Genomic DNA, 21915 nt, shown 5'->3' on the forward strand with positions numbered 1-21915 from the left:
ATGCTGTTCCTGCTCAAGAGCGGCCAGGAACCGGCCAGCGCCGCCTCGTTCTCGGCGCGGGTGCAGCAGTTCCTGGCGGACTTCGAGCGCAGCGCCAAGAAGCTCGACATTCCGGCCGAGGATGTCTACGCCACCAAGTACGCCTTCTGCGCCGCGGTCGACGAGACCGTGCTGAACTCGCAGTTCTCGATCCGCGACGCCTGGATGCTGCAGCCCTTGCAGCTGACGTTGTTCGGCGAGCAGCTGGCGGGCGAGAACTTCTTCTCGCGCCTGGAAGACCTGCGGGCCCAGGGCGCGCCGCGCCTGCAGTCGCTGGAGGTGTTCTACATGTGCCTGCTGCTGGGTTTTCAGGGCAAGTACATGATCGAGGGCCAGGAAAAGCTCGGCTACCTGACCGCGCGCCTGGGCGACGAGATCGCGCTGCTGCGCGGCAAGCGCGCCGGCTTCGCGCCGCACTGGCCGCTGCCCGACAAGATCGCCCACACGCTCAAGCGCGACGTGCCGCTGTGGAGCATCGGCGCGCTGTTCGCCCTGCTCGGCCTGCTGGCCTACCTGGGCATGGCGCACTTCCTGAACGGCGACATGCAGACGGCCATGGCGCCGTACCACGACATCGTCAAGCTCGGGCCGCGCGCCGCCCACCTGACCATCTCGCTGCCCTGACGGCCCACCCACACCGCCACGCATCATGATCGATCGTTCCCCCCTGCCCGCCGGCTACAGCAGCCTGAACGTCGCCGCCCTGTCCCAGAACGCCCGCCTGCTGCAAGCGCGCACGCCGCTTGGCGACGCGCTCGTGGTCGAGCGCATGCGGCTGCGCGAAGGCGTCTCCGAGCTGTTCGCCCTGACGCTGGACTGCCTGGCCTCGTCCGCCGAACTGGACGTCGAGCCGCTGCTGGGCAAGGAGATCAGCGTCAGCCTGCTGCTGGCCGATGGCAGCCAGCGCCGCTGGCATGCCGTGGTCGAAGGCGTCGATGCGCTCGGCGCCGACGGCGGGCTGGCGCGCTACCGCCTGCATGCCGCGCCCCGGCTGGCGACGCTGCGGCTGCGGCGCGACAGCTTCCTGTTCCAGGACAAGTCGGTCACCGACATCCTGACCGAGATTTTCGCCGACTACCCGCAGGCCTCGTACGCCTTCGACATCGCCGAGCCGCCGGCCGCGCAGCCGGTGCGCACCCAGTACCGGGAGACCGACCTGGACTTCGCGCTGCGGCTGATGGCCGAGGCCGGCCTGAGCTTCCGCTTCGACCACCAGCAGGATGACGGCCAGTCCGACGGCTCGGGCGGCGCGCGCCACCGCCTGGTGGTGTTCGACGCCGGCGTCGCGCAGCCCGACAATCCCGCTGCCTCGTTGCGCTTTCACCGCAGCGACGCCACCGAGGCCGAAGACAGCGTCACGCGCTTCGGCGCGGCCCGCGCCGTGCGGCCCAACACCGTCACGCGCGTGGCCTGGAACGACCGCGCCCTGCTGGCCCATGGCGCCCAGGCGCAATCGGCCCTGGACGCGGGCGCCGTGCCGGCGCTGGAGGACTACGACTACGACGGCCACGGCCGCCATCGCGACGACGAAGGCGCCGAACGCCTGGCCGCGCGCGGCCTGCAGGCGCACGAAGCGCGCATGCTGCGCTTTGACGGCGGCGGCACCGCGCGCCAGATGATGCCCGGCCACGTGTTCGCGCTGACCCAGCACGACCGCTACGCGCCCGGCGCGGGCGGCGCCGCCGATGAGCTGGCGGGCAATCGCTATACGCTGCTGCGCGTCGAGCACGAGGCCGCCAACAACCTGGGCAGCCAGGCCGCCCAGGTGCTCGGCGCGGCCGACCTGGAGCGCGGCGCCTACCGCAACCGCTTCGACGCCCAGCCCGCCACGGCGGCGCTGCTGCCGGCCTGGCGCGCGCGGCCCACGGCTCCCGAGGGCGTGACCGCCGTCGTCGTCACCGCCCAGGACGCCACGGTCACCACCGGCCGCGACCTGCGCGTGAAGGTGCAATTCCCGTGGCAGCGCGGCCGGCGCCCGTTGCAGGGCGGGCTGCCCCATCGCAGCCATGGCGACGACGCCGGCAATGCGCCGGGCGACGACCGCTCCGGCGCCTGGCTGCGCGTGGCCGGCGCGCAGGCCGGCCCCAACTGGGGCGCCCACCACCTGCCGCGCCAGGGCACGGAAGTGGTGGTCGAATTCCTCGATGGCGACATCGACCAGCCCGTGGTGGTGGCGCAGCTCCACAACGACAGCGACCTGCCGCCCTGGACCGCGGGCGTCGACGCCGACGCCAACCATCCCGGCACGCTCAGCGGCTGGCACAGCCAGGGCCTGGATGGCCAGGGCCACAGCCAATGGCTGTTCGACGACACCGCCGGCCAGGTGCGCACGCGCCTGTCCAGTTCCATCGCCGCGTCGCAACTGGGGCTGGGCTACCTGGTCAAGCAGGGCGCCGACGAAGCCTCGCGCGGCCAATGGCGCGGCACGGGCTTCGAATTGCGTTCCGACGCCTGGACCGTGGTGCGATCCGGCCAAGGCATGCTGCTGTCGGCCAACGCCCGCGAAAGCGCCGCCTCGACCCAGGCTGACACGCGGGAAGCGCTGGCCCTGATGCGCGGCGCGAAGAACGCCGCGCAACGCATCAGCGACGCCGCCACCCAACGTCAGGCGCGGCCGCTGGCGGCCAACAGCGAATACGACGCGTTGATCGACGCGGTCGATCCCAAGGCCGCGGGCCGCTACCCCGGCAGCGTCGGCGGCCAGCAGGCGGTCAAGGCCAGCGGCGGCGAGCGCGGCGGCAGCGACCCGGTCGAGCGTATCGACGGCGCGCGCATGCTGATCGACGCGCCCTCGTCGATGAACCTGTCGACGCCCGCGACGGCGATCCTGCATGCCAGCGAGAACCTGCATGTCACGGCCCAGGCCGATGGCCACGTGGCCGCGCGCCAGACCTTCGCCAGCGCCTCGGGCCGCTCGACCAGCCTGTTCGTGCAGGACGGAGGCCTGCGCGCCATCGCGGCCAACGCGCCGGTGTCGATCCACGCGCACACCGACATGCTGGAGATGCTGGCGGGCCAGGACATCACGATCACCTCCACCACCGACGGCATCGAGATCCTGGCGAACCAGCGCATCACGCTGCAGGCCGCCGGCGGCGCCATCGTCATGGACGGCGGCGACATCCTCTTCAAGGGCCCCGGGATGTTCTCCGTGAAGGGCGCCTCGCACAACCTGATCGGGCCGGCCAGCGATGCCGCCGCCCTGCCCGCGCTGCCGTCCAGCCAGGTCGGCGACCCGATGCTGGTGACGGCCGAACTGGTGCATCGACCGGCCGCGATGAAGCAGGCGCTGGCCGCTTCCGGCCAGGCGCTGAACGCCGCCGGCGCGTCCGACGCGATGGCCGCGGCGCCGGCCGCCGCCGAGGGCGCCGCCCTGGGCGGCATCGGCTCGGCCCTGGCCAGCGGCGCCAGCGCCCTGTCTGGCGGCCTGACAGCCGCTTCCGGCATGCTGGACAAGGCCAAGTCCATGGCCGGCGCCGCGCTCAAGCCCATACAGGATCTGGGCGCGATGGCCGGCAAGGCCATGGGCGCCGTTACCGAGGCGGGCTCCGGCCTGGCCTCCGGCGTGGCGGCCAAGGCCGGCGGCATGGCGCAGTCCGCGGTGGGCGCGGTCACGCCGTCGCTGATGAGCGGCGGCACTCCGTCATTGATGGGGCGGGCCGCCTCGATGGCCGGCAATGCCACGCAATCCCTGGTGAGTGAAGGCGCCGCGTCCCTGACGCAAGGCGCCGGCGGCGCGCTCGCCAGCGCCCTGCCCATGCCCGCGGGCCTGGCCAACGCCGCCGGCGCGGTCTCGCAGGCCGGCGCCATGGCGGACCAGGCAGCCACCCTGGGCGGCAAGGCCGCCGGCCTGCTGTCCGGCGCGGGTGCAGCCGGCGCAGCGAGTGCAACGGGCGGAGCAGGCGCAGCGGCGGCCACGACGGGTGGCGCCGCGACCGGCGCCGCCGGCATGGCCTCTTCCGCCACCGGCATGGCCGCGCAAGCGGCCGGCGCCATGGGCAATGCCTCCGCCGCGTCGGCGCTGTCGGCCGCCTCAGGCCTGACGGCGGCGGGCGGCGGCGGCGTGGGCGCGGCCATCGGCCCGATGATGACGCAGGCCATGGGCGTCATGGGCGACCGCGGCGCGGCGCTCGGCTCCACCGTGAACACCCTGCTGTCGATGCCCGACGTCACCCAGGGCAACCTGCCTGCCGTGGCCGGCGCCATCCTCAGCACGCCAGGGTTGAGCAACTCCGCGATCCCGACGGTGGTGGGCGCCATCCTGCAATCGCCCAGCATTTCCAGCGTGACGCTGCCCAAGGTGGCGGAAACCATCATGAACATTCCGGCGGTGGCCAACTCGCCCTATCCGGGCCTGGCCAAGCGCGTGATGGAGGCCGCCGGCATCAACCTGCCCGGCGCCGCCCGCGTGCCCGGCGAGGCCACCGGCCAACCGGCAGGCAGCACGCCGACGCCGGCCAGCACGGCGGCCTCCCCCTACCAGGCGCGCAGCGGCGCCAAGCTGCAATACGTCAATCTGCCGCAGGCCGAGGAACGCTGGAACGATGGCCAGGCGCTTACCAGCCTGGACCGCCAGACCAACAAACCCAAGATCCACGTGACGTTCAACAAGGCCGGCCAGCACCGCTTCACGGTCAAGGTCAGCCCGCGCCCGGGCAATGCGGTGTACTCGGCGCGCGAACTGAGCCGCCAGCCGCTCTACCGCGAGCCGAACCAACGCTCCTACAGCTACGTCACCGATCCGGACGGCACCAAGATCGTCGACGACATCACGCTGCCGGCCGCCGGGCTGAACACCTATCTGTTCGAGGTGGTCAACGACAAGAACCAGATCATCTCCACCGAAGTCGTGGAAACGGTCAGGCGCCTGTACATCCAGGAGATCATGCTGCCCGGCCCCGAACCGATGCAGCGTCCGCACGGCTTCCAGCCAACCGCCACAGAATACGCGCGGCACGGCGTGGACGTGGTGCAGCTGCCGCCGCTGACCACGCGCGGCCAGGCCAATTACGATGTGATCTACGACAACAGCGCGGACGATCCGCGCCTGCGCAGCGCGGCGCGCTCGGTCTATGCCCAATCGCAAGGCGCCGAGCGCGAGCCGTTCACCATCGTCGCCTGCCACGTGGACCGGCTGGCCACGCCGAAGCCGGTACAGCCCTTCTACATCCGCGCCAATGCGGGTCCGGGCGCGGGCAGCACGCAGGTCCAGTTCGCCGATGCCGCGGGCGACGTCAGCTTCCTCTGGTACAACATCGACCCGGGCCAGGACTGGTTCCTGGAATGCCTGTTCGAATACACCGACCCGGCCGCCGGCGTGCGACGCGCGGTGGTGCCGCGCGATCGGGTCACGCCGGTCCCCTACGATCCGGCCGAGCCCAAGGCCTGCCATGCCGTGAATGTCCGCCTGGAGGGGCTGCTGCCCGTGCCCACGGCCGGCAAGATCGTGCTGCGCGTGCGGCTCATGGAAAGCGCGGCGGCGGGCATCGCGTTCTACAACACCAACCTGCTGTGCGTGGCCGCGATGTCGCCCTGGGATCCGGTGACGATGGACTACCAGCAGGAGACCTTCGTGCATGAGATCGGCCACCTGATCGGCATGACGCCGAGCGGCCCGGAATGGGTCCAGGCGCATCCGGACGAAGCCGACATGGACTCGTCCAAGCTCGACAAGGGGCCGTTCTTCTATTCCAAGTGGGGCAACCACTGCCATCAGGGCCTGCCCGCCAACCAGTTCAGCGATGCCGACACCGGCGCCTGCGTCATGTTCGGCGCCGACTGCATGAGCATCCGCTTCTGCGTCCATTGCGCCAAGGCCGTCCGCAAAGTGGATATGTCCGGTGGCTGGCCCACGTTCTGACGGCCGGCGCCGCGCGGCGCCGGCCCTGGCCCTGCTGCTCGCGGCAGCGCTGACCGCCCTGCCCGCGTCGGCGCGGACCCCAGCCGGTCCGCGCGCTCCCTCTCAACCCGCTACCCAGACCGCTTCCATGACCACCGACTGGATCGACCCGCCCGCCTTCGCCACCGCGCCCATCGGCACCGTGCTGGATCATGCCTGCATCCCGCCCAACCACGGCAGCGACGATCAACTGAACATCGCCGCGCCCGCGCGGGTGCGGCCGCAGGCCACGGGCGCGCTGGTGATCCCGGTATGCGCGCAGGGCATCATCCCGGTCTCGCAGGACCAGAAGCTGCCGCGCTTCGTGGCGGTCAACACCCAGACCGGGGCGGTCTACGAAGGCGTAGCCTACGAATACAAGCGCCGTCCGCCCCGCGCCGGCGTCGAAGTCGACGAGATCCCCGGCTCGCGCCCGCCCAAAGGCATCCCGATCAGCCCGGGCATCAGCGTCGGCACGCAGTTCAGCACCGACCTGGCGGCGCAGACGGCATTGCCGAGGGAGCCGGCGAAGTACGAGGTGTATATCGAGTCCAACGGCGTGCGCTCGAACACCGTCACCATCGAGGTGCAGGCGGCGCGTTAAGCCGGCGCAGCCCTCGCACCGCCCAGCCATGTTCCCGATCGAAGCTCTCCTGATCGTTGGCGCCATGGCGCTGGTGGTCGGCGTCGCCGTGCTCGTGGTGGCGATCCAGGTACTGCGATTCATCTACTGGGGGTACTGGGCCGACGATGCGACCCACGGCGAACGCCCGCATTTCACCGGACCGCTGCTGGCCCTGGCGTTCAGCCTGCTGGCCGCCAGCGAAGTCCTGCCGCTTCACCCGATCCTCGACCGGATCCATGAGCTGAATCCGGTGCCGCCCTGGGCCACGGAGTATTACACGGTGGCCATGCTGGTGCTGATGGTGCTGTCGTGGATCCATGGCGGCAGGATCAAGAACCGGCTGTGGCAAGGGCTGCTGGGACGGCTGCGGCGGAAAAAGGCGCCACCCGCGCCGTGAACCGCGTCAGCCGCGCCTGTCGCCCGGCGGCAAGCCTCGGGCTTTCAAGCGCTCGATGACGGCCTGCGGCAGCGCGACGACGGCCTTGCCGAAGTCGCCGGGTTGACGGCCCGGCTGCGCCAGCAGCGCGGCGATTTCCGGATCGCTGTCGAAGTCGGAGGCGACGGTGAAGTACAGGCGCATGTATTGGCGCATGTCCTGCTCCTCGACGATGCGATACTTGATCCAGGCCGTTCTGGCCACCTTGCCCAGGACACGCAGCACCTCGTAGCGATCGCGGTAATCCTCGAACGCGCCGCCGTATTGCCGGTACAGCCAATCCGCGGTGTCGGCGAGCGGGAAGCGCGTCTGCCCGAGCAGATTGCGGCTAAGCGCCAGCTCCATGCGCTCATCGGGATAGATGTGCAGTTCCAGGTACAACGGCCCATCGCCGGGGGGAATCGGCGTCGGGTCCATGTGCACCGTGGTTTCCTTGTGAAACAGCAGGCTGTCCAGCGTGCCGTCATGGAGATGCTTGATCGCCTCTTCGCCGTCCACGCCCGACCATTGGACCTTGAACTCCGTGCCCTTCAAGGTATAACAGCAGGTCACCGAACCCTCGCCGCCGCCCACGCCCATCGCGCCGCTTCCGGCGCTCCGCCCCTTCGCATCGGAAATGCGGATGGTATCGATGCCCCAAGGGGTGTAGTTGTAGGCGATCAGGTTCAGGCCGCGATACTCCGGTTCCCCGCCGCAGGCGGCCACACCCGCCAGCAAGGTGATCGCCGCCAGCGCCCGGATCGCGCTCGCAACGGTCATGGCTGCGCCGGCGCCAACCCATCCAGGTTGGCGCGCATCTGGTCAACGCGCGCCGCGGAAGCGGTATCGGCCTTCATCTTGCTCTCCTCGGCCTTGAAATCGGTCTTGCCGAAAATGTCCTTGTCGCGCGTGCGGAAGTACAGGGACGTGCTGGCCAGCAGGTGATCCGGCCAGCTGCTCAGCATGGCGTCATGCACCAGGAAGTCGAACAGCGCCATGACCTTGGGCGGCAGCGGATTCTTGCCGGCGCTGGCTTCGCGCCAGATGTTCAGCAGGCGCTGCTGCGTCGCGCGCCTGGCTTTCATGTCGGCGAACGGGTCCTTGGGCTTGTCGTCCTCGGTCAGGGTGCCGCCGCCGCGCGTGATGAGCTCATTGCGCATGTTCTGCATGTTGAGCTGGTCCTGGTCCATCTGTTCCATGGTGCGCACGACATTCGGATTGCGCCGGCGGAACTCCTCCTTGTGGCGCTCGCGCTCCGCGTCCTGCCGTTCGGCGTCTTCGAGCCCGCGGTATTCCTCTTCCAGGCGCTGCCACAGCGGCTTGAAGCATTGCGGCGGCAATTCGCCGCGGCTGGCCTCGGCGCGGTCCCGGCGTTCGTTCTTGAGCGCCTCCAGTTCCTTCAGGCGCGCCGTATTCTCGGGCTTGTTGCGCTCCTCGCGCGGCAGCATCGAGACGCGCCGCAGTTCCTCGTTGTAGGCCTGCTCGGGCGTGAAGAAGTCGCGATCCTGGATCCACTTCTCGGCCGGATCGGACAGATCGCTCTTGAAGACCGGATCCTGGTAGCGCACCGCGAGCCAGCGCAGGAACACCTCCATGTGCGGCATGAAGTCGATGCCCGGCTCGTACTTCACCACGCCGCGATAGGCGTCGACCAACTCGGTGATCCGGTAGCTCTGGGCGCCGTCCTTGATGGGGATGCCCATGCTGAACTTGGCATAGGTCAGCGGCCGCTTGTCGAACAGTTGCTCCATGCTGTAGAACCCCACGCCATTGCACAAGCCCAGGTTCAGCATGTCACGCAGCGGAACGCGCGACAGCTCGCCGCGCGATCCCAGCGAGCCCTCCGGACTGACGCCGGTCACGTCGCCGCTCGACCCCGGATAGAGATACTGCTCGCCGCGCGTCTTCTCCAGGCTGTCGACGCGCTGATTGGCGCGCAATTCCTGGGCGGCGGCGAAGTGCACGCACTTCTCCACCGCGCCCGGCACCGTCAACGTGCGGTCCTTGTGCGTCTGCTTGAGCAGATCGGTGAACGGCAGGAAGCCCAGGAACGTGCTTCGTCCATGATCGACGACACCGAGTCCAGCAGGCCCAGGAAACGGATGCGGATCTCGGCCTCGCGCGCGCCCTTCTGGCCCGGGAACACCAGGTCCTTGTCATGGCGGCGGCGATACTTCTTGACCACATCGTTGATGAACTGGCGCGCCATCACGCCGCCACGGTCGCCGCCGAACACCGAGATCTCGATCCGCCGCACGTTGTTCATCTCGGCGCTGACGGCCTCGTGCGTGGCCCGCAACTGCCGCAGCGCGGCATCCACGCGCACGTCGACGCCCGTGCCCATGAGGTAGGCCACGGTCTCGTTGTCGCGGATGACGGGCACGCCCTCCATGACCGTGGTCTTGGCGACTTCCTTGCCCGCGGTCCAGGCGACCTTGAGCGGGTTTTTCTTGAAGCCCGACCAGAAGCCCCGCACGGTGCCCTTGGCGCGGTTCACCAGGCGCTCGGGGTCCCATGCATTCCAGATCCGGACCACCTTGTCGGGCAGCGTCTTGACGTCCTTCACCACGTCCCTGTACGCCTTGACCATGGGCTGGAACGAGCCCTCCTTGATCATTTTCTGTGTCGCGCCGCGCAAGCGCTTCAGGGCGTCCGTCTCCGGAATCTCGTCGGCGCGGGTGATGTTCTTGGCCGCGCTCTGGGCGTTCTTGATCGTCTCGCTGAGGATCTTCTTGCCCGCGGCGGTCGCGCCGTAGATCAGGTCGTCGTTCCTGGCATCCTCGTTCAACTCCGTGCCGAGGCCGGAGTAGTAGAAGCGGAACCAGTATTGATTGACCGGCCGGTCTTCATCGTCGTGGGCGTAATGCGCTTCCCACAGGCGGCTGACGTTGGAATAGAACGTGGGATGCTTGCTGTCCACGTCCCGGCTGCGGCCGAAGCCGTCGAAGAAGAAGCCGATCCGGATCACCGCCCCGCATTCCTGGCAATCCTGCCGGGGATAGGCGGCCTCGCTCTCGGCCATCTTCTTGAGCACGGAGGCAGGCGTGCGATCGACCGGCGGCAGGTTGTCAGCCATTCTTGGCTCCCGGCTTGGCGCCCGTGGCCTTCAGGTGCGCGATCTTGTCCGCCGGCAGCTGCCGGACGGCCTTGGCGAAGTCGCCCGGCTGGCGGCCCGGCTTGGCCAGCAACGCGGCGATGTCCGCGTCGGCGTCGAAGTTCGATGCCACCGTGAAGTACAGGAACATGTACTGTTGCAGGTCCTGCCCGTCCTCGATGCGGTACCTGGTCCACGCGGTCTTGGTGACCCTGGCCACCACCCGGCGCACTTCCGCGCTGCTGCGATAGTCGCCCAGGGCGTCGCGATGCTGCGCGTAGAGCCAGCGCGTGACCTCGACGATCGGCAGGCGGACCTGCCCCAGCAGTTTTCGGCTCAGGGCCAGCTCCATGTGCTCATCGGGATAGATGTGCAATCCCAGGTACAGCGGCCCCTCGCCCGGCGGCACGTCGGAGGCGGGGAAATGCACCGGGGTTTGCTTGTTGAACATCACCTCGTCCAGCTTGCCGTCGAACATGTGCTCGCGGACCTTCTCGCCGTCCGCGCCACGCCATTCGACCTTGAAGTCGGTGCCCTTGAGGCTGTAGCAGCACGTCACCGAGCCTTCGCCGCCGCCCGCGCCGATGGCGCCCGTGGCGGCCTTGCCGCCGTGCGCGTCCGTGATCTGGATCCGGTCCAGGTCCCAGGGGGTGTAGTTGTAGGCGACGAACGACAGGCCCTGGTAGCTGGGTTCGCCGTTGCAGCCTGCCAGCAGCCCCAGCCACATCATCAGGACAAACAACCCCTTGCGCATCAAAGACTCCCATCCATATCGCGTGCCTGCCCCGTCATGCCTCGACCTCCTCGTGCCGTTCCTGTTCCGCCCGCAGCAGCGCGTCCCACACCGCATCGGGCACCTGCGCCAACGCCTGCGACAGGCCCTCGCCCTGGAAGGCGCGCAGCGCGGGCGCGATCGCCTCGTGTTCGTCAAAGCGCGGGGAAATGGTGATGCCCCACGCCACGTAGTCCAGCATGTCGCGCTCGCTCTCGACGCCATGGGCCCGGGCCCGCGCCATCTGCTCGACCACGCGCGCATACAGATCGTCCTGCCGCACCCCGCCGCCCAGCACCCCCAGGTAGATGCGGCGGATCTGCACCGCCAGCTTGTCCGGGTAATCCAGTTCCAGCAGACGCTCATGCTGCGCCAGCGCGAATGGCTGTTGCCGCGGCCGGTCGGCGGCGTCCAGGCTGACGCCCGGCCCCGCCCACTGCGCCATGGCGCCATCGCGGCGCGCATAACGCAGCAGGCTCAGCGGCGCCAGGAAGCGTTCGCGCTCGGGCGCCGTCCAGACCTGGAAAGCGCGATCCAGGATGCGGCTGTCGTAGAAATGCAGGTAGTACTCGCGGCCATCGGGCAGTCCATACTCGCCGTAGTAAGCGAAGTGCGCCATCAGCTCGGCCAGCGGCAGCGGCGATACGACATGCGTCACCGCGTAGACGCCGCCCTCGATCTGGTGCAACCGCCTGAGCAGGCGCAGCACCTCCGAGGTGCGCGGCTCGCCAGGCCCGCGCCACAGTTCGAAACGGCTAAGGTCGTCGAGCTCGATCAGCAGCGGCGCGATCTCTTCGTAGACCGCCAGCTCCGTGCCGACCCAGATCGACCCGTGACTCAGGTCGGCGCTGGCCTTGACTGGCGCGGCCAACTCGGCGCGCCCGCGAAAGTCCACCAGCAGATAGGTGTAGAGCGGAACGCCGCGGGCATCGGCCAGATCGGCGGCCTGCGCCAGGGTGTCGTTCAGATGTGCTTCCCAATCCATCATGCCGCGGTTCGCCTCACGCCTTGTCAGTGATCGACTGCACGCCATCGTGCGCATCCAGCACGCATTGCTTGCAGACCGTGAATTGCGGGAAGGCGTAAGGCAACCTGTCCGGCCCGGCGAACTGCTTGTTGCCGGTCTTGACGTCGATGCGGCCGGGCGCGGTGACGGTGATGTTGCCGCCCTCGAGCACGATGCTGGCGCCCGCCGCCGTCGCGATGCGGATGCGCTTGGGCGCGGCGTATTCCACCGCGGTCTGGGCGCTGCCGATGGTGATGTCCTGCTGCGCCTGCACCCGCAGGATGTCGTGCTGCGCCTGGATGTCGACGTTGCCCTTGGCCGAGATCAGGTCCAGGCCCGACTCCGCGCCGCTTTGCTGCAGGCCCGCCACGATGCCCAGGCCCTGCCCCGTGTGCAGACGCAGCGCGCCCATCACCGCCAGGTTCTGGTCCTTGCCCGAGGACCAGTGCACGGCCTCGCCGGCGGTGTACTGCAGATGCTGCCCGGCGATCTGCGCCAGCCCCGCCCGCGCCGCCATCAGCACCACCGGGTCGGTCGCGTGCGGCACCTTGCCTTGCGCGGCCTGCGTATGCTTGGCCGAGGCATCGCCACGGGCGCCATCCAGGCTGTCGCCGGCGACGGTGCCCGAGACCGTGCGATGCATGGCCGCCAGCGGCGCCTTGTCGCCATCGAGCACGCTGGCGCCGGGCGCGCGCGTGCCCTGCACTGTCGCCAGCCGCAGCCCCTGGTGCGCGCCCACCACGCCATCGAGCGAGCGCGCCATCTGGTCGGTCCGGCCCGCCAGCGCCTGCACTCCGGCCGCATCGCCGATCACGCTGGCATCGTTGCCGTTGCCGCTGTAGGTCGAGAGCAACACGCCCGCGCCGCCGCGCACCGCGCCGTAGCCATCGGTGCGCAGCTCGGCCCCCAGGCCGCGCAAGCCGCCGCGGTAGTTGCCGGCCTGGTGGATCAGGTGGCCTAGATTCAGCTCGCTGGCCTGCTGGCTGCTCTTGACCTGCATGCGCAGCTGGCCGTCGGTGTCGTCGAACACGATCTGGTTGTAGCCCGCGCCGCCGAACTCCTTGCTCTTGAAGCCGCTCAACGCCGCCGCGTTGCGGTGGTTCTCGTCACCGCCGGCCGCGCCATGCCAGGCCGGCGCGTTGCCCGCCGCAAGGTTGGCCTGGGCGCTGGGTGCGGCATCGCGCGCGGCGGCGTAGACCTGCGTGTCGGCCTTGGCGCCCGGGCGTCCGCCCGGCGTGGCGGGCGTGCCGCCTTCGCCGCGGCCGTTGTACAGCGCGCCCACCACGATGGGCTGGTCGATGTCGTCGTCCAGGAAGCGCACCAGCACCTCCTGGCCGATGCGCGGCACGAAGCTGATGCCCATGCCCGCGCCCGACTGGCGCTGCGCCACCCGCACCCAGCGGCTGGCCGCCTCGCCCTCGGCGGCGTTGGCCTGCCAATGAAAGCGGATGCGCACGTCGCCGCGCTTGTTGCGCAGGATCTCGTCCTGCCCTTTCGCTTGCGTGCCGCCCTCGGCGTCGGTCACGACCGCCGTGTGCACGCCATGCACCGACGGCGCGCCGCTCAGGCGCGCGCCGCGCCGGTGCGCCAGCTGCGGCCGCCACGGCCGGTCGCAGCGCACCGCCTCGAAGCGGTTGGCGTAGCCCACCTCGCGCGCTTTGGCCAGCACGGCCGCGTCAACGCGCAAGGCGATATCTTCACTCGGCGACGCGCCCGGCGCGGCCAGCGCGTCGCCATCCAGCACCAGGTGCCGATCCAGCCCGCCCAGGCGCTGCGCCAGCGCGGTGCGCGCTTCGGGCGGCAGGTTGTTGATGCCGATCTGCTCGACGCGGTCGAGCGCGAACAGCGGCTCGAAGCCCGCTTCGCCGGCCGGACCCAAGGCAGACAGGTCCTGCAGCGTAAAGCGCGTGCCCGAGCGGAACGTGCGCACCACCCCCAGCCCGACGAAGGTTTCGGCGCGGGCGCGCAGCGCCTCGGTCGCCAGGTCCGCCTGCCGGCGCGCCTGGGCTTCATCCGCGAAGCCGCCGTGGCCGGCGACCTCGTACCAGTCCAGGCCCTGCTCGTCGCCATGGCCGCTGGCCGCGTTGACCAACGATTGCGCGGCCACGGCGCGCTTGCCGCTGTCGTGCCAGCCCAGCACGGTGATGCTGTCGGGCGTGCGGCGGCGTTGGCGCGCCAGCGCCTGCACGGTGTCGCGCGATTCGGTCGCGGCGGCGCGCTGGAAGCGGATGCCGCCGCCCGCGGACTCGGCGTCCTCGGCCAGGTTGCGGCTGTCGGCGAACAGCTGCACCACGTGGCGCGCGGGCACGCTTTCGTCTTCCAGCACGGTCCAGCCCAGGCCGGCCTCGGCCAGCAGGCGCATCAGGAAGTCGTAGTCGGTTTCGCGGTATTGGGTGGTGTAGGGACGCGGCGCCAGGTCGGCCAGCGCGCCTTCGACGTCGGCCGCGATGCGGTAGACATAGCCCTCATAGCCATCGAGCACATGGCGCACGATGTCCAGCACGGCCTTGCCCTCGAACACGCGGCTGGCGCGCCGCTGCGTTGCCAGCCACAGCCACGGCACGACGGTCAGCCGGTAGCGCGCCAGGCCGGCGTCGCCCGCCAGCAGCTCGGCCTCGCGGATCACGCCGCTGCGCCCGGCCTGGCTGCCGTCGGCGCGCGTGGTCCACAAGGTCACCGGGCGCGAGATCATGTCCTGCAGCGACAGCCCGGCGTCATCCGACAGCGCCACCACGCGCAACTGGCCGACGCCGGAAAGCGCCTCGCGCGCGATCCAGCCCTCCACCTGCAACGACGCGAGCACGCCCTCGCCCTGCAGGCGATAGAGGCGCGACTCGGAATTGAACAGGCTGCCGCTCATGGCTGCCTGGAACGCTGGAACAGGGTTGAAGCCGGCACAGTCAGGGGTCTCCCATGCGCAGTCCTACAGCGGGGCCAAAGAGAAATAACACGCCGGCTTGGCCCGACCGGAAATTCAGCTGTGCGTAATATGCAACCAAATCTTGGCGCGCCGGGCATGCCCGCGCGCGGCCGGCGGCAGCGGATCGACGGGAGCCCTGGCGCTGCGGATTGCGCCAAAAGAATGAGAATGCGCGGCGATGATGCGAATTATCACAATTTCTCAGGTTCCGATAACGAATCGCGCTCGGACGGCCGCCTGGAAGGCGACGGACGCCCTGGCCCGGCCGCGCGGCGGTGCCGAGGCGTGCCATGCGCCGGTCAGGCGGCACCTTACTTTCAATAAAGCGAACAGGAAATTCAGAATTTATTCGCTTTATGTGGCTAACTACCGTGGGTAGATTGGCGCTTTTTCGAACCTGCCATGACCACCACCGCCCTGCCCGCCGCCGCCCGCGCCGCCACCCCGAGCCGCCCGTCCCGCGCCCTGGCGCGCATGCTGTCGCTGGACGACTTCGAGGCCGCCGCGCGCCGGCGCCTGCCGCGTCCGATCTTCGGTTACGTGGCCGGCGCCGCCGAGGACAACCAGTCTCTGCGGGCCAATCGCGAGGCCTTCGGCCGCTACGCCTTCCAGCCGCGCGTGCTGGTCGACGTCTCGCGCCGCCAGCAGCAGGTCGAGCTGTTCGGCCGCCGCTACGAATCGCCGTTCGGCATCGCGCCCATGGGCATCAGCGCGCTGTCGGCCTATCGCGGCGACATCGTGCTGGCGCGGGCCGCGCACGAACAGGGCATTCCCGCCATCCTCAGCGGCACCGCGCTGATCGCGCTGGAAGACGTCATCCAGGCCGCGCCCGGCACCTGGTTCCAGGCCTACCTGCCCGGCGACCCCGCGCGCATCGACGCGCTGGTGGCGCGCGCCGCCCGCGCCGGCTACGAGACCCTGGTGCTGACGGTGGACATCCCGGTGTCGGCCAACCGCGAGAACAACGTGCGCACCGGCTTTTCCACCCCGCTCAAGCCGAGCCTGCGGCTGGCCTGGGACGGCCTGACCCGGCCGCGCTGGCTCGCCGGCACCTTCCTGCGCACGCTGCTGGCCCACGGCATGCCGCACTTCGAGAATTCGTTCGCCACGCGCGGCGCGCCCATCGTGTCGGGCTCGGTGCTGCGTGATTTCAGCGCCCGCGACCACCTCAATTGGGAGCACGTGGCGCGCATCCGCCGGCAATGGCAGGGCGCGCTCATCATCAAGGGCATCCTGCACCCGGCCGACGCGCGGCTGGCGCGCGAGCACGGCGCCGACGGCATCATCGTCTCCAACCACGGCGGCCGCCAGCTCGACGGCGCGATCTCGCCGCTGCGCGCCCTGCCCGGCGTGGTGGCGGCCGCCGGCGCCATGCCGGTGATGATGGACAGCGGCGTGCGTCGCGGCGGCGACGTGCTCAAGGCGCTGGCGCTGGGCGCGCGCTTCGTGTTCGTCGGCCGTCCCTTCAACTATGCCGCGGCCGTCGGCGGCCAGGCCGGCGTGGCGCACGCCATCGGCCTGCTGCGCGCCGAGGTCGACCGCAACATGGCCATGCTCGGCATCAACCGCCTGGACCAGATGGACGCCAGCCTGCTGACGCCCGCCTGAGGCGGCCGTCACGCGCAAGCGGCGGCGTCCATCTGGCGCCGCCCGTGGCATTTCCATCCCGGATGCCGTGCGCGCAGGGCATAGAATGGGGGTTCCTTCGCTACCGTTGGGCCGCCCCTCGCGCCGGCCCCCGCCCCGCCGCCCGTGTCTCTACGCCAATCCTCGTTTTTCCTGCGCTTTCTGACCCTGGGCGCGCTGGCCCACGTCTACGTCGGCGCCCGCCTGATCCCCGGCGCCGGCCTGGACGGCCCGGGTTCGGCGAGCGCGATCCTGCTGCTGATCCTGTCGTGCATCCTGATTCCGCTGGGCATGCTGGCGCGCTCGTCGGTGCACCCGCCCTGGGGCGACCGCATCGCCTGGGTCGGCCTGATCGCCATGGGGCTGTTCTCGTCGCTGTTCGTGCTGACGGTGCTGCGCGACGCGCTGTTGCTGGTGACGTGGCTGGTGAGCCTGGCGACGGGCCCGGGACTGCCCTGGATCGACTTGCGGCGCATCAGCGCGATCACTGTCGCGGCACTGGCGCTGGCGGCCACGCTGGTCGGCTTCTACAACGCCCGCCGGCGCGCCCGCGTAGTGACGGTCGACGTGCCGATCCGCGGCCTGCCGACCGACCTGGACGGCTTCACCATAGTGCAGATCAGCGACATCCACGTCGGGCCGACGATCAAGCGGCGCTACGTGCAGGCCATCGTCGACGCGGTCAACGAGCTGACGCCCGACGTCATCGCCATCACCGGCGACGTGGTGGACGGCAGCGTCGAGCAGCTGGCGGCGCAGGCCAGCCCGCTGGGCCAGCTGCGCGCGCCCTTCGGCGTGTACCTGGTGACCGGCAACCATGAATATTATTCAGGCGCCGCGCCCTGGGTGGCGGAATTCCGCCGCATGGGCCTGCGGGTGCTGATGAACGAGCATGCCGTGATCCATCCCGCCGGCCTGCCGGTGGTGGTGGCCGGCGTCACCGACTACAGCGCCGGCGCGTTCGACCCGCGCCAGCGCAGCAACCCCGCGGCGGCGCTGGCCGGCGCGCCGGCCGATGCGCTGCCCAAGATCCTGCTGGCGCACCAGCCGCGCAGCGCGGCCGCGGCCGCGCCGCTGGGCTACACCCTGCAACTGTCGGGCCACACGCATGGCGGCCAGTTCTTCCCCCGGGGCTTTTTCGTGCGCTTCCAGCAGCCGTACACGGCCGGCCTGCACCGCCTGGGCGACATGTGGGTCTACATCAGCCGCGGCACCGGCTACTGGGGCCCGCCCAAGCGCCTGGGCGCGCCGTCCGAGATCACCCGCCTGCGATTGCGGCCGGTGCACTGAACTAGGCGTCGTCCGGCAGCGGCCCGCGCTCCAGGTAGCTGGTCAGCGCGATATCGCTGGTGGTGTTGGTGATGCCCTCGATCTGGTGGATGCGCGCCAGCAGCGCCTCCAGCGCCTGCGTGTCGCGCACCCGCACCTTGAGCAGCATGGCGCTCTTGCCGGTGATGGTGTGGATCTCCTCGACCTCGGTCAGTTCGGCCAGGCCCAACACCTGTTGGGTGATGCTCCAGTTGTTGGTGTCCACGTGCACGAACGCCAGCAGCGGGCGGCCGATGCGGGCGCCGTCCAGCCGCGCGGCGATGCCCTTGATGAGGCCGTCGCGCTTGAGGCGCTTGACCCGCTCGTGCACGGCGGGGGCCGACAGGTTCAGCAATTTGCCCAATTCGGCGTAGCTCGGCGAGGCGTCGTCCGCCAGCAGCGTTAATAGTTTTCGGTCGCGGTCGTCGAGATCTGGCATTGGAATCTGGTTCTGCCTAACGGCATTCGAACTTTTACGGGATAAAGGAATATCGGTATTAACCCTTATTTTATTCCAATAAAATTCCGCGGATGCAGAACCGCAACACCGCTCGCGCGCCGTCGCGCCGCCAGCCGCTTCCCCCCGCCATCCCCGCCTTGATGTTCGCCGTCAGCGTCGTCGGCTCGAACGGCCTGGCGCTCAGCCCGATCCTGTCGGACGTGGCGCGTTCGTTCGGCAGCACCGCCCTCACCGTCAGCACCGCCATTTCGGCCTACGGCGCGGCCACCGCGGCCAGCGCCTTCCTGCTGGCGGCCCGCATCGACCGCTGGGGCATCCGCCGTTCCCTCCTCATCGCCATGGCGGTGCTGATCGCGGCGCTGCTACTGTCGGCCACCGCGCCGCACTGGATCGTCCTGACCGTTGCCCAGGCGCTGGCCGGCGCCGCCGCGGGCGTGATCCTGCCGGCGGCCTACGGCTCGGCCTCGCTGGTGGCCGCCGCCGGACAGGAAACCCGCGCGCTGGGGCGCGTGATCTCGGGCTGGTCGGTCTCGCTGGTGGCTGGCGTGCCCCTGTCGGCGCTGATCTCCGACGCGGTAGGCTGGCGCGCCACCTACGCCGTGCTGGCCCTGTGCGCCGCGGTCGCGCTGGCGGGGCTGCGCAAGCTGCCGGAACGCCGCAGCGCCCACGCCGCGCCGCCGCGGCTGTCGCGTCTGCTGGCGCCGCTGTCGTACCGCGACGTGCCGGTGCTGCTGCTGGGCTGCCTGGCGTTCTCGTCGGCCTTCTACGGGGTCTATGCCTTCCTGGCGGATCACGTGCGCACCCTGCTGGGACTGTCGGCGGGCCAGGTCGGCTTCATCGCCTTCGCCTATGGCGCCGGCTTCCTGCTGGCCGGCCTGGGCGGCGCGCCGCTGATCGAGCGGCTGGGCCCGCGCCGCGCCCTGCCGCTGGCGCTGGCCGCCATCGCCTTGGTCTACCTGGCGCTGCTGCCGGCCGCGCACGCGCTGACGGCGGTGCTGGCGCTGGCCGCGCTGTGGGGCGCGGCCTCGCAACTGAGCCTGAACCTGCTGGTGCTGTTGTTGTCGCGGGCCCGGCCCGACGAACGCGGCGCGGTGCTGGGACTGAATACCTGCACCACCTACCTGGGCGCCAGCGTCGGCACCGCAGTGGCCGGCACGCTCTACACCCACGCCGGCTTCGAGAGCCTGGGGCTGACCGCCGCGGCCGCCGTAGCCCTGGCCGCGCTGGCCCTGCACTGGCGCCTGAACGGCCGCCGCGCCGGCGAGCGCCGCGCCGCCGCCTGACGCCTCAGGACGGCAGGACCACCGCGCAATCGCGGCCCGAGCGCTTGGCCTGATACAAGGCCTGGTCGGCGCGCCGCAGCACGTCCGACATGCTGGCGTCGGTTTCCAGGAAACCGGTGATGCCGCCGCTGGCCGACAGCACCACGGCGTGGCCGTCGATGTTGGCCGGGTGCTGGCGCAGGCTGGCGCGCAGCCGGTCACAGACCGCCAGCGCCACATCCTGGCCGGCGTCCGCCAGCAGCACCACGAATTCCTCGCCGCCCAGGCGTCCGACCGAATCGCCCTCGCGCAGGCAGGCCCGCAACTGGTCGCAGAAATGGCGCAAGGCGGCATCGCCGCCCAGGTGGCCGTAGCGGTCGTTGACCTGCTTGAAAAAATCCAGGTCCAGCATCAGCGCCGTATGGCCGGCGCCATGCCGGGCCGCCTCCAGCATCGTCTTCATGCGCTGCAGGATCTCGGCGCGGGTCCAGCAGCCGGTCAGGCCGTCGACCTTGGCCAGGCGCGCCAGCGCGGCCTCGTTGCGGCGGTTCTCGGTCACGTCCATGCCGATGTTGACGACGCTGCCATCAGGCAGGCGCACGTTGGACCACATGACCGACAGGCGCTCGCCGTCGCGCGTCAGCGGCCGCCATTCGCGAAAGCCGCGCTGCGGCGTCCGCCCGACGCTTTCGACGACCCGGGCGCGGATCTCCGGGTCGGGATAGAACAGCGCCAGCGGTTCGGGATGCTGGTTGATCTCGTCGCGGGTCCAGCCGAAGCGGCGCTCGCAGGCGTCGTTCCACAGCAGGCATTGGCCGCGCTCGTCGAACGCGTTGATCAGCACCGGGGCGTTGTGGAACAGGGCCTCGTATTGGGCCACCACCTGGCGCAGGCGGGCCAGTTCCTCGTCGCGCGGGTCCGGCGCGCCCGCGCGGTCGCCGCCGGCAAGGCGCGGCGACGAGGCATTCAGGGCGTCATTCGAAGAAACGAGTCGCATGGGGTGGCGGGCGGGCAAAGGCGTCACGGCGGGGCCGGATCGGCCCCCGGGGGTGCAAAGCGCGGCCAGTATACGTTCAAGGCCGCGCGGCAATTGCCAAGAAACGTCAAGCCCGCCCGGGCCCCTCCCGCCCCGCAGCCGCCCCGCGCTACCAGGGGAAGCTGATCAGGTCGCCGTACAGGCTGCGCAGCTTGGCCTTGACCTCGGCCGACTGCTGGTAGATGGCGATGAACTTCAGCAGGCGCGGGTCCTGCGCGCGGTCGGGCCGCGCGACCCAGCGGATGGCATAGCGGCGCACATTGGCCGGGTCGGTGTTGTCGAACGCCAGGCCGTCCTTTTCGTCCAGGCCGGCCTGCTTGGCGAAGGTGGTGTACGTGACCGACGCCGTGACGTCGTCGAACACGCGCGCCGACTGCGAGCCCTCGATCTGCACGAACTTCAGCTTCTTGGGGTTGTCGGTCACATCCTCGATCGTGGCCTGGTGCGCCACGCCGGGCTTGAGCTTGATCAGGCCGATGGACTCCAGCAGCAACAAGGCGCGGCCGGTGTTGACCGGATCGTTGGGCACCGCGATGGTGGCCCCGTCCGGCAGCGGCTGGCCCTTCTTGAGCTTCTTGGAGAACAGGCCAATGGTGGTCGAATACCCATAGGCGATGGGCGTCAGGTTGGCGCCGCGGCGGGCGTTGAACAGTTGCAGGAACGGTTCGTGCTGGAAGAAATTGGCGTCGACCGAACCGTCGGCCACCGCGATGTTGGGCAATACCCAGTCGTTGAATTCGACCAGCTCGACCTCCAGGCCGGCCTTGCGGGCCTCGGCCACGGCCAGCTCGGTGGCGGCATTGGCCACGCTCGGGATCAGGCCGATGCGCAGCGGCTTGTCGGCCGCCAGCGCCGGGCTGGCGCAGGCCAGCCCCAGGGCGGCCGCGGCGGCGCCGCGCGCCAGGGTCAGGAACAGGGATTGCAAAGACATGGGATCATCCGGAAAAGAATTCGATCGGCCCGGCTATTGTGCCGCAGCGCCGTTCCCGCGCGGCCAATGGCCTTGCCCGCGCCATGGCGATCGCGTCACGCCGCGGCGCTACACTCGACCCCGATACCGAAACCCTGCATGACGGAGTCCGACCTTGCAAAACACCGCTACCCTGCCCCCGCATGTCACCCTGATCGGCGCGCCCACGGACATCGGCGCGGGCGCGCGCGGCGCCTCGATGGGCCCCGAGGCCCTGCGCGTGGCCGGCATCGGCCCGGTCATCGAAGCCCAGGGATTCCAGGTCACGGACCGCGGCAACCTCTACGGCCCGGCCAACCCCTGGCAGCCGCCCGTGGACGGCTACCGCCACCTGAACGAGGTGGCCGCCTGGAACCAGGCCGCGCACGACGCCATGTACGAGGCCCTGACGCAGGGCTCGCTGCCGATCCTGCTGGGCGGCGACCACTGCCTGGGCATCGGCTCGATCAGCGCGGTGGCGCGCCATTGCCGCGACACCGGCAAGAAGCTGCGCGTGCTGTGGCT

Annotated in this window: 17 protein-coding genes; 8 read left to right on the plus strand and 9 right to left on the minus strand. The window is 70.2% G+C overall.

Going from position 1 to position 21915, the window contains the following annotated elements:
• The 4 genes from icmH to AOZ49_RS17225 form a co-directional block, all read left to right on the plus strand.
• Positions 1–663: type IVB secretion system protein IcmH/DotU (icmH, locus tag AOZ49_RS17210; protein WP_054476732.1), on the plus strand; the 663-nt coding region annotated here is incomplete at its 5' end.
• Between the two features lie 25 nt (positions 664–688).
• Complete coding sequence (tssI, locus tag AOZ49_RS31800) at positions 689–5899, plus strand: type VI secretion system tip protein TssI/VgrG (RefSeq protein ID WP_082380482.1); 5211 nt, start codon at positions 689–691, stop codon at positions 5897–5899.
• Positions 5900–6026: 127 nt separating this feature from the next.
• Entirely contained in the window at positions 6027–6521 is a 495-nt protein-coding gene (locus tag AOZ49_RS17220; protein WP_231689973.1) for a hypothetical protein, read from the plus strand.
• Positions 6522–6549: 28 nt separating this feature from the next.
• Positions 6550–6939 (plus strand): hypothetical protein, encoded by a 390-nt coding sequence (locus AOZ49_RS17225; protein WP_054476734.1) that lies wholly within the window; start codon positions 6550–6552, stop codon positions 6937–6939.
• Between the two features lie 6 nt (positions 6940–6945).
• Here the strand turns inward: AOZ49_RS17225 and AOZ49_RS17230 are convergent, their stop codons facing one another.
• From AOZ49_RS17230 to AOZ49_RS17250, 6 genes are read right to left on the minus strand one after another with little or no spacing between them, the layout of a single operon-like run.
• Entirely contained in the window at positions 6946–7737 is a 792-nt protein-coding gene (locus AOZ49_RS17230; protein ID WP_054476737.1) for a DUF3304 domain-containing protein, read from the minus strand.
• Entirely contained in the window at positions 7734–8921 is a 1188-nt protein-coding gene (locus tag AOZ49_RS33595) for a hypothetical protein (RefSeq protein ID WP_231690372.1), read from the minus strand. Before AOZ49_RS33595 ends, AOZ49_RS17230 begins: the two co-directional genes overlap by 4 nt.
• Before the next feature lie 26 nt (positions 8922–8947).
• Positions 8948–10033 (minus strand): hypothetical protein, encoded by a 1086-nt coding sequence (locus AOZ49_RS33600; RefSeq protein ID WP_231690373.1) that lies wholly within the window; start codon positions 10031–10033, stop codon positions 8948–8950.
• The gene (locus tag AOZ49_RS17240; RefSeq protein WP_054476739.1) at positions 10026–10805 is read right to left on the minus strand and encodes a DUF3304 domain-containing protein; all 780 of its coding nucleotides are present in this window, start codon (positions 10803–10805) and stop codon (positions 10026–10028) included. Before AOZ49_RS17240 ends, AOZ49_RS33600 begins: the two co-directional genes overlap by 8 nt.
• A gap of 34 nt (positions 10806–10839) precedes the next feature.
• Complete coding sequence (locus AOZ49_RS17245; protein WP_054476741.1) at positions 10840–11811, minus strand: DUF4123 domain-containing protein; 972 nt, start codon at positions 11809–11811, stop codon at positions 10840–10842.
• A 13-nt stretch (positions 11812–11824) separates the two neighbouring features.
• Positions 11825–14689, minus strand: coding sequence for a type VI secretion system Vgr family protein (locus tag AOZ49_RS17250; protein WP_054476744.1), 2865 nt, complete (start codon positions 14687–14689; stop codon positions 11825–11827).
• Positions 14690–15151: 462 nt separating this feature from the next.
• On the opposite strand from AOZ49_RS17250, the gene AOZ49_RS17255 reads away from it, so the two are divergent.
• Together AOZ49_RS17255 and AOZ49_RS17260 are read left to right on the plus strand one after the other, a co-directional pair.
• Entirely contained in the window at positions 15152–16357 is a 1206-nt protein-coding gene (locus AOZ49_RS17255) for an alpha-hydroxy acid oxidase (RefSeq protein WP_054476746.1), read from the plus strand.
• A 144-nt stretch (positions 16358–16501) separates the two neighbouring features.
• Positions 16502–17665 carry a metallophosphoesterase gene (locus tag AOZ49_RS17260; protein WP_054476748.1) on the plus strand — a complete coding sequence of 388 codons (1164 nt, stop codon included), beginning with the start codon at positions 16502–16504 and terminating at the stop codon, positions 17663–17665.
• A gap of 1 nt (position 17666) precedes the next feature.
• Here AOZ49_RS17260 and AOZ49_RS17265 read toward each other — a convergent pair whose 3' ends face one another.
• Positions 17667–18122, minus strand: a complete 456-nt coding sequence (locus tag AOZ49_RS17265) for an Lrp/AsnC family transcriptional regulator (RefSeq protein ID WP_006394840.1) — start codon at positions 18120–18122, stop codon at positions 17667–17669.
• 92 nt (positions 18123–18214) lie between these two features.
• Between AOZ49_RS17265 and AOZ49_RS17270 the strand changes: the two genes are divergently transcribed.
• A complete protein-coding gene (locus AOZ49_RS17270; protein WP_054476750.1) occupies positions 18215–19426 on the plus strand; it encodes an MFS transporter in 1212 nt (403 codons plus the stop codon).
• Between the two features lie 4 nt (positions 19427–19430).
• On the opposite strand, the gene AOZ49_RS17275 is transcribed toward AOZ49_RS17270, so the two are convergent.
• Positions 19431–20402 carry a GGDEF domain-containing protein gene (locus AOZ49_RS17275; protein ID WP_054434167.1) on the minus strand — a complete coding sequence of 324 codons (972 nt, stop codon included), beginning with the start codon at positions 20400–20402 and terminating at the stop codon, positions 19431–19433.
• A 148-nt stretch (positions 20403–20550) separates the two neighbouring features.
• Complete coding sequence (locus AOZ49_RS17280) at positions 20551–21372, minus strand: MetQ/NlpA family ABC transporter substrate-binding protein (protein ID WP_054460660.1); 822 nt, start codon at positions 21370–21372, stop codon at positions 20551–20553.
• Positions 21373–21526: 154 nt separating this feature from the next.
• Here AOZ49_RS17280 and AOZ49_RS17285 point away from each other — a divergent pair.
• Positions 21527–21915, plus strand: a 389-nt coding sequence (locus AOZ49_RS17285) for an arginase family protein (RefSeq protein WP_197286739.1), incomplete at its 3' end; no start/stop codon positions are given.

It is taken from the genome of Achromobacter sp. 2789STDY5608615, assembly GCF_001298995.1.
GTDB lineage: Bacteria > Pseudomonadota > Gammaproteobacteria > Burkholderiales > Burkholderiaceae_B > Achromobacter > Achromobacter insuavis.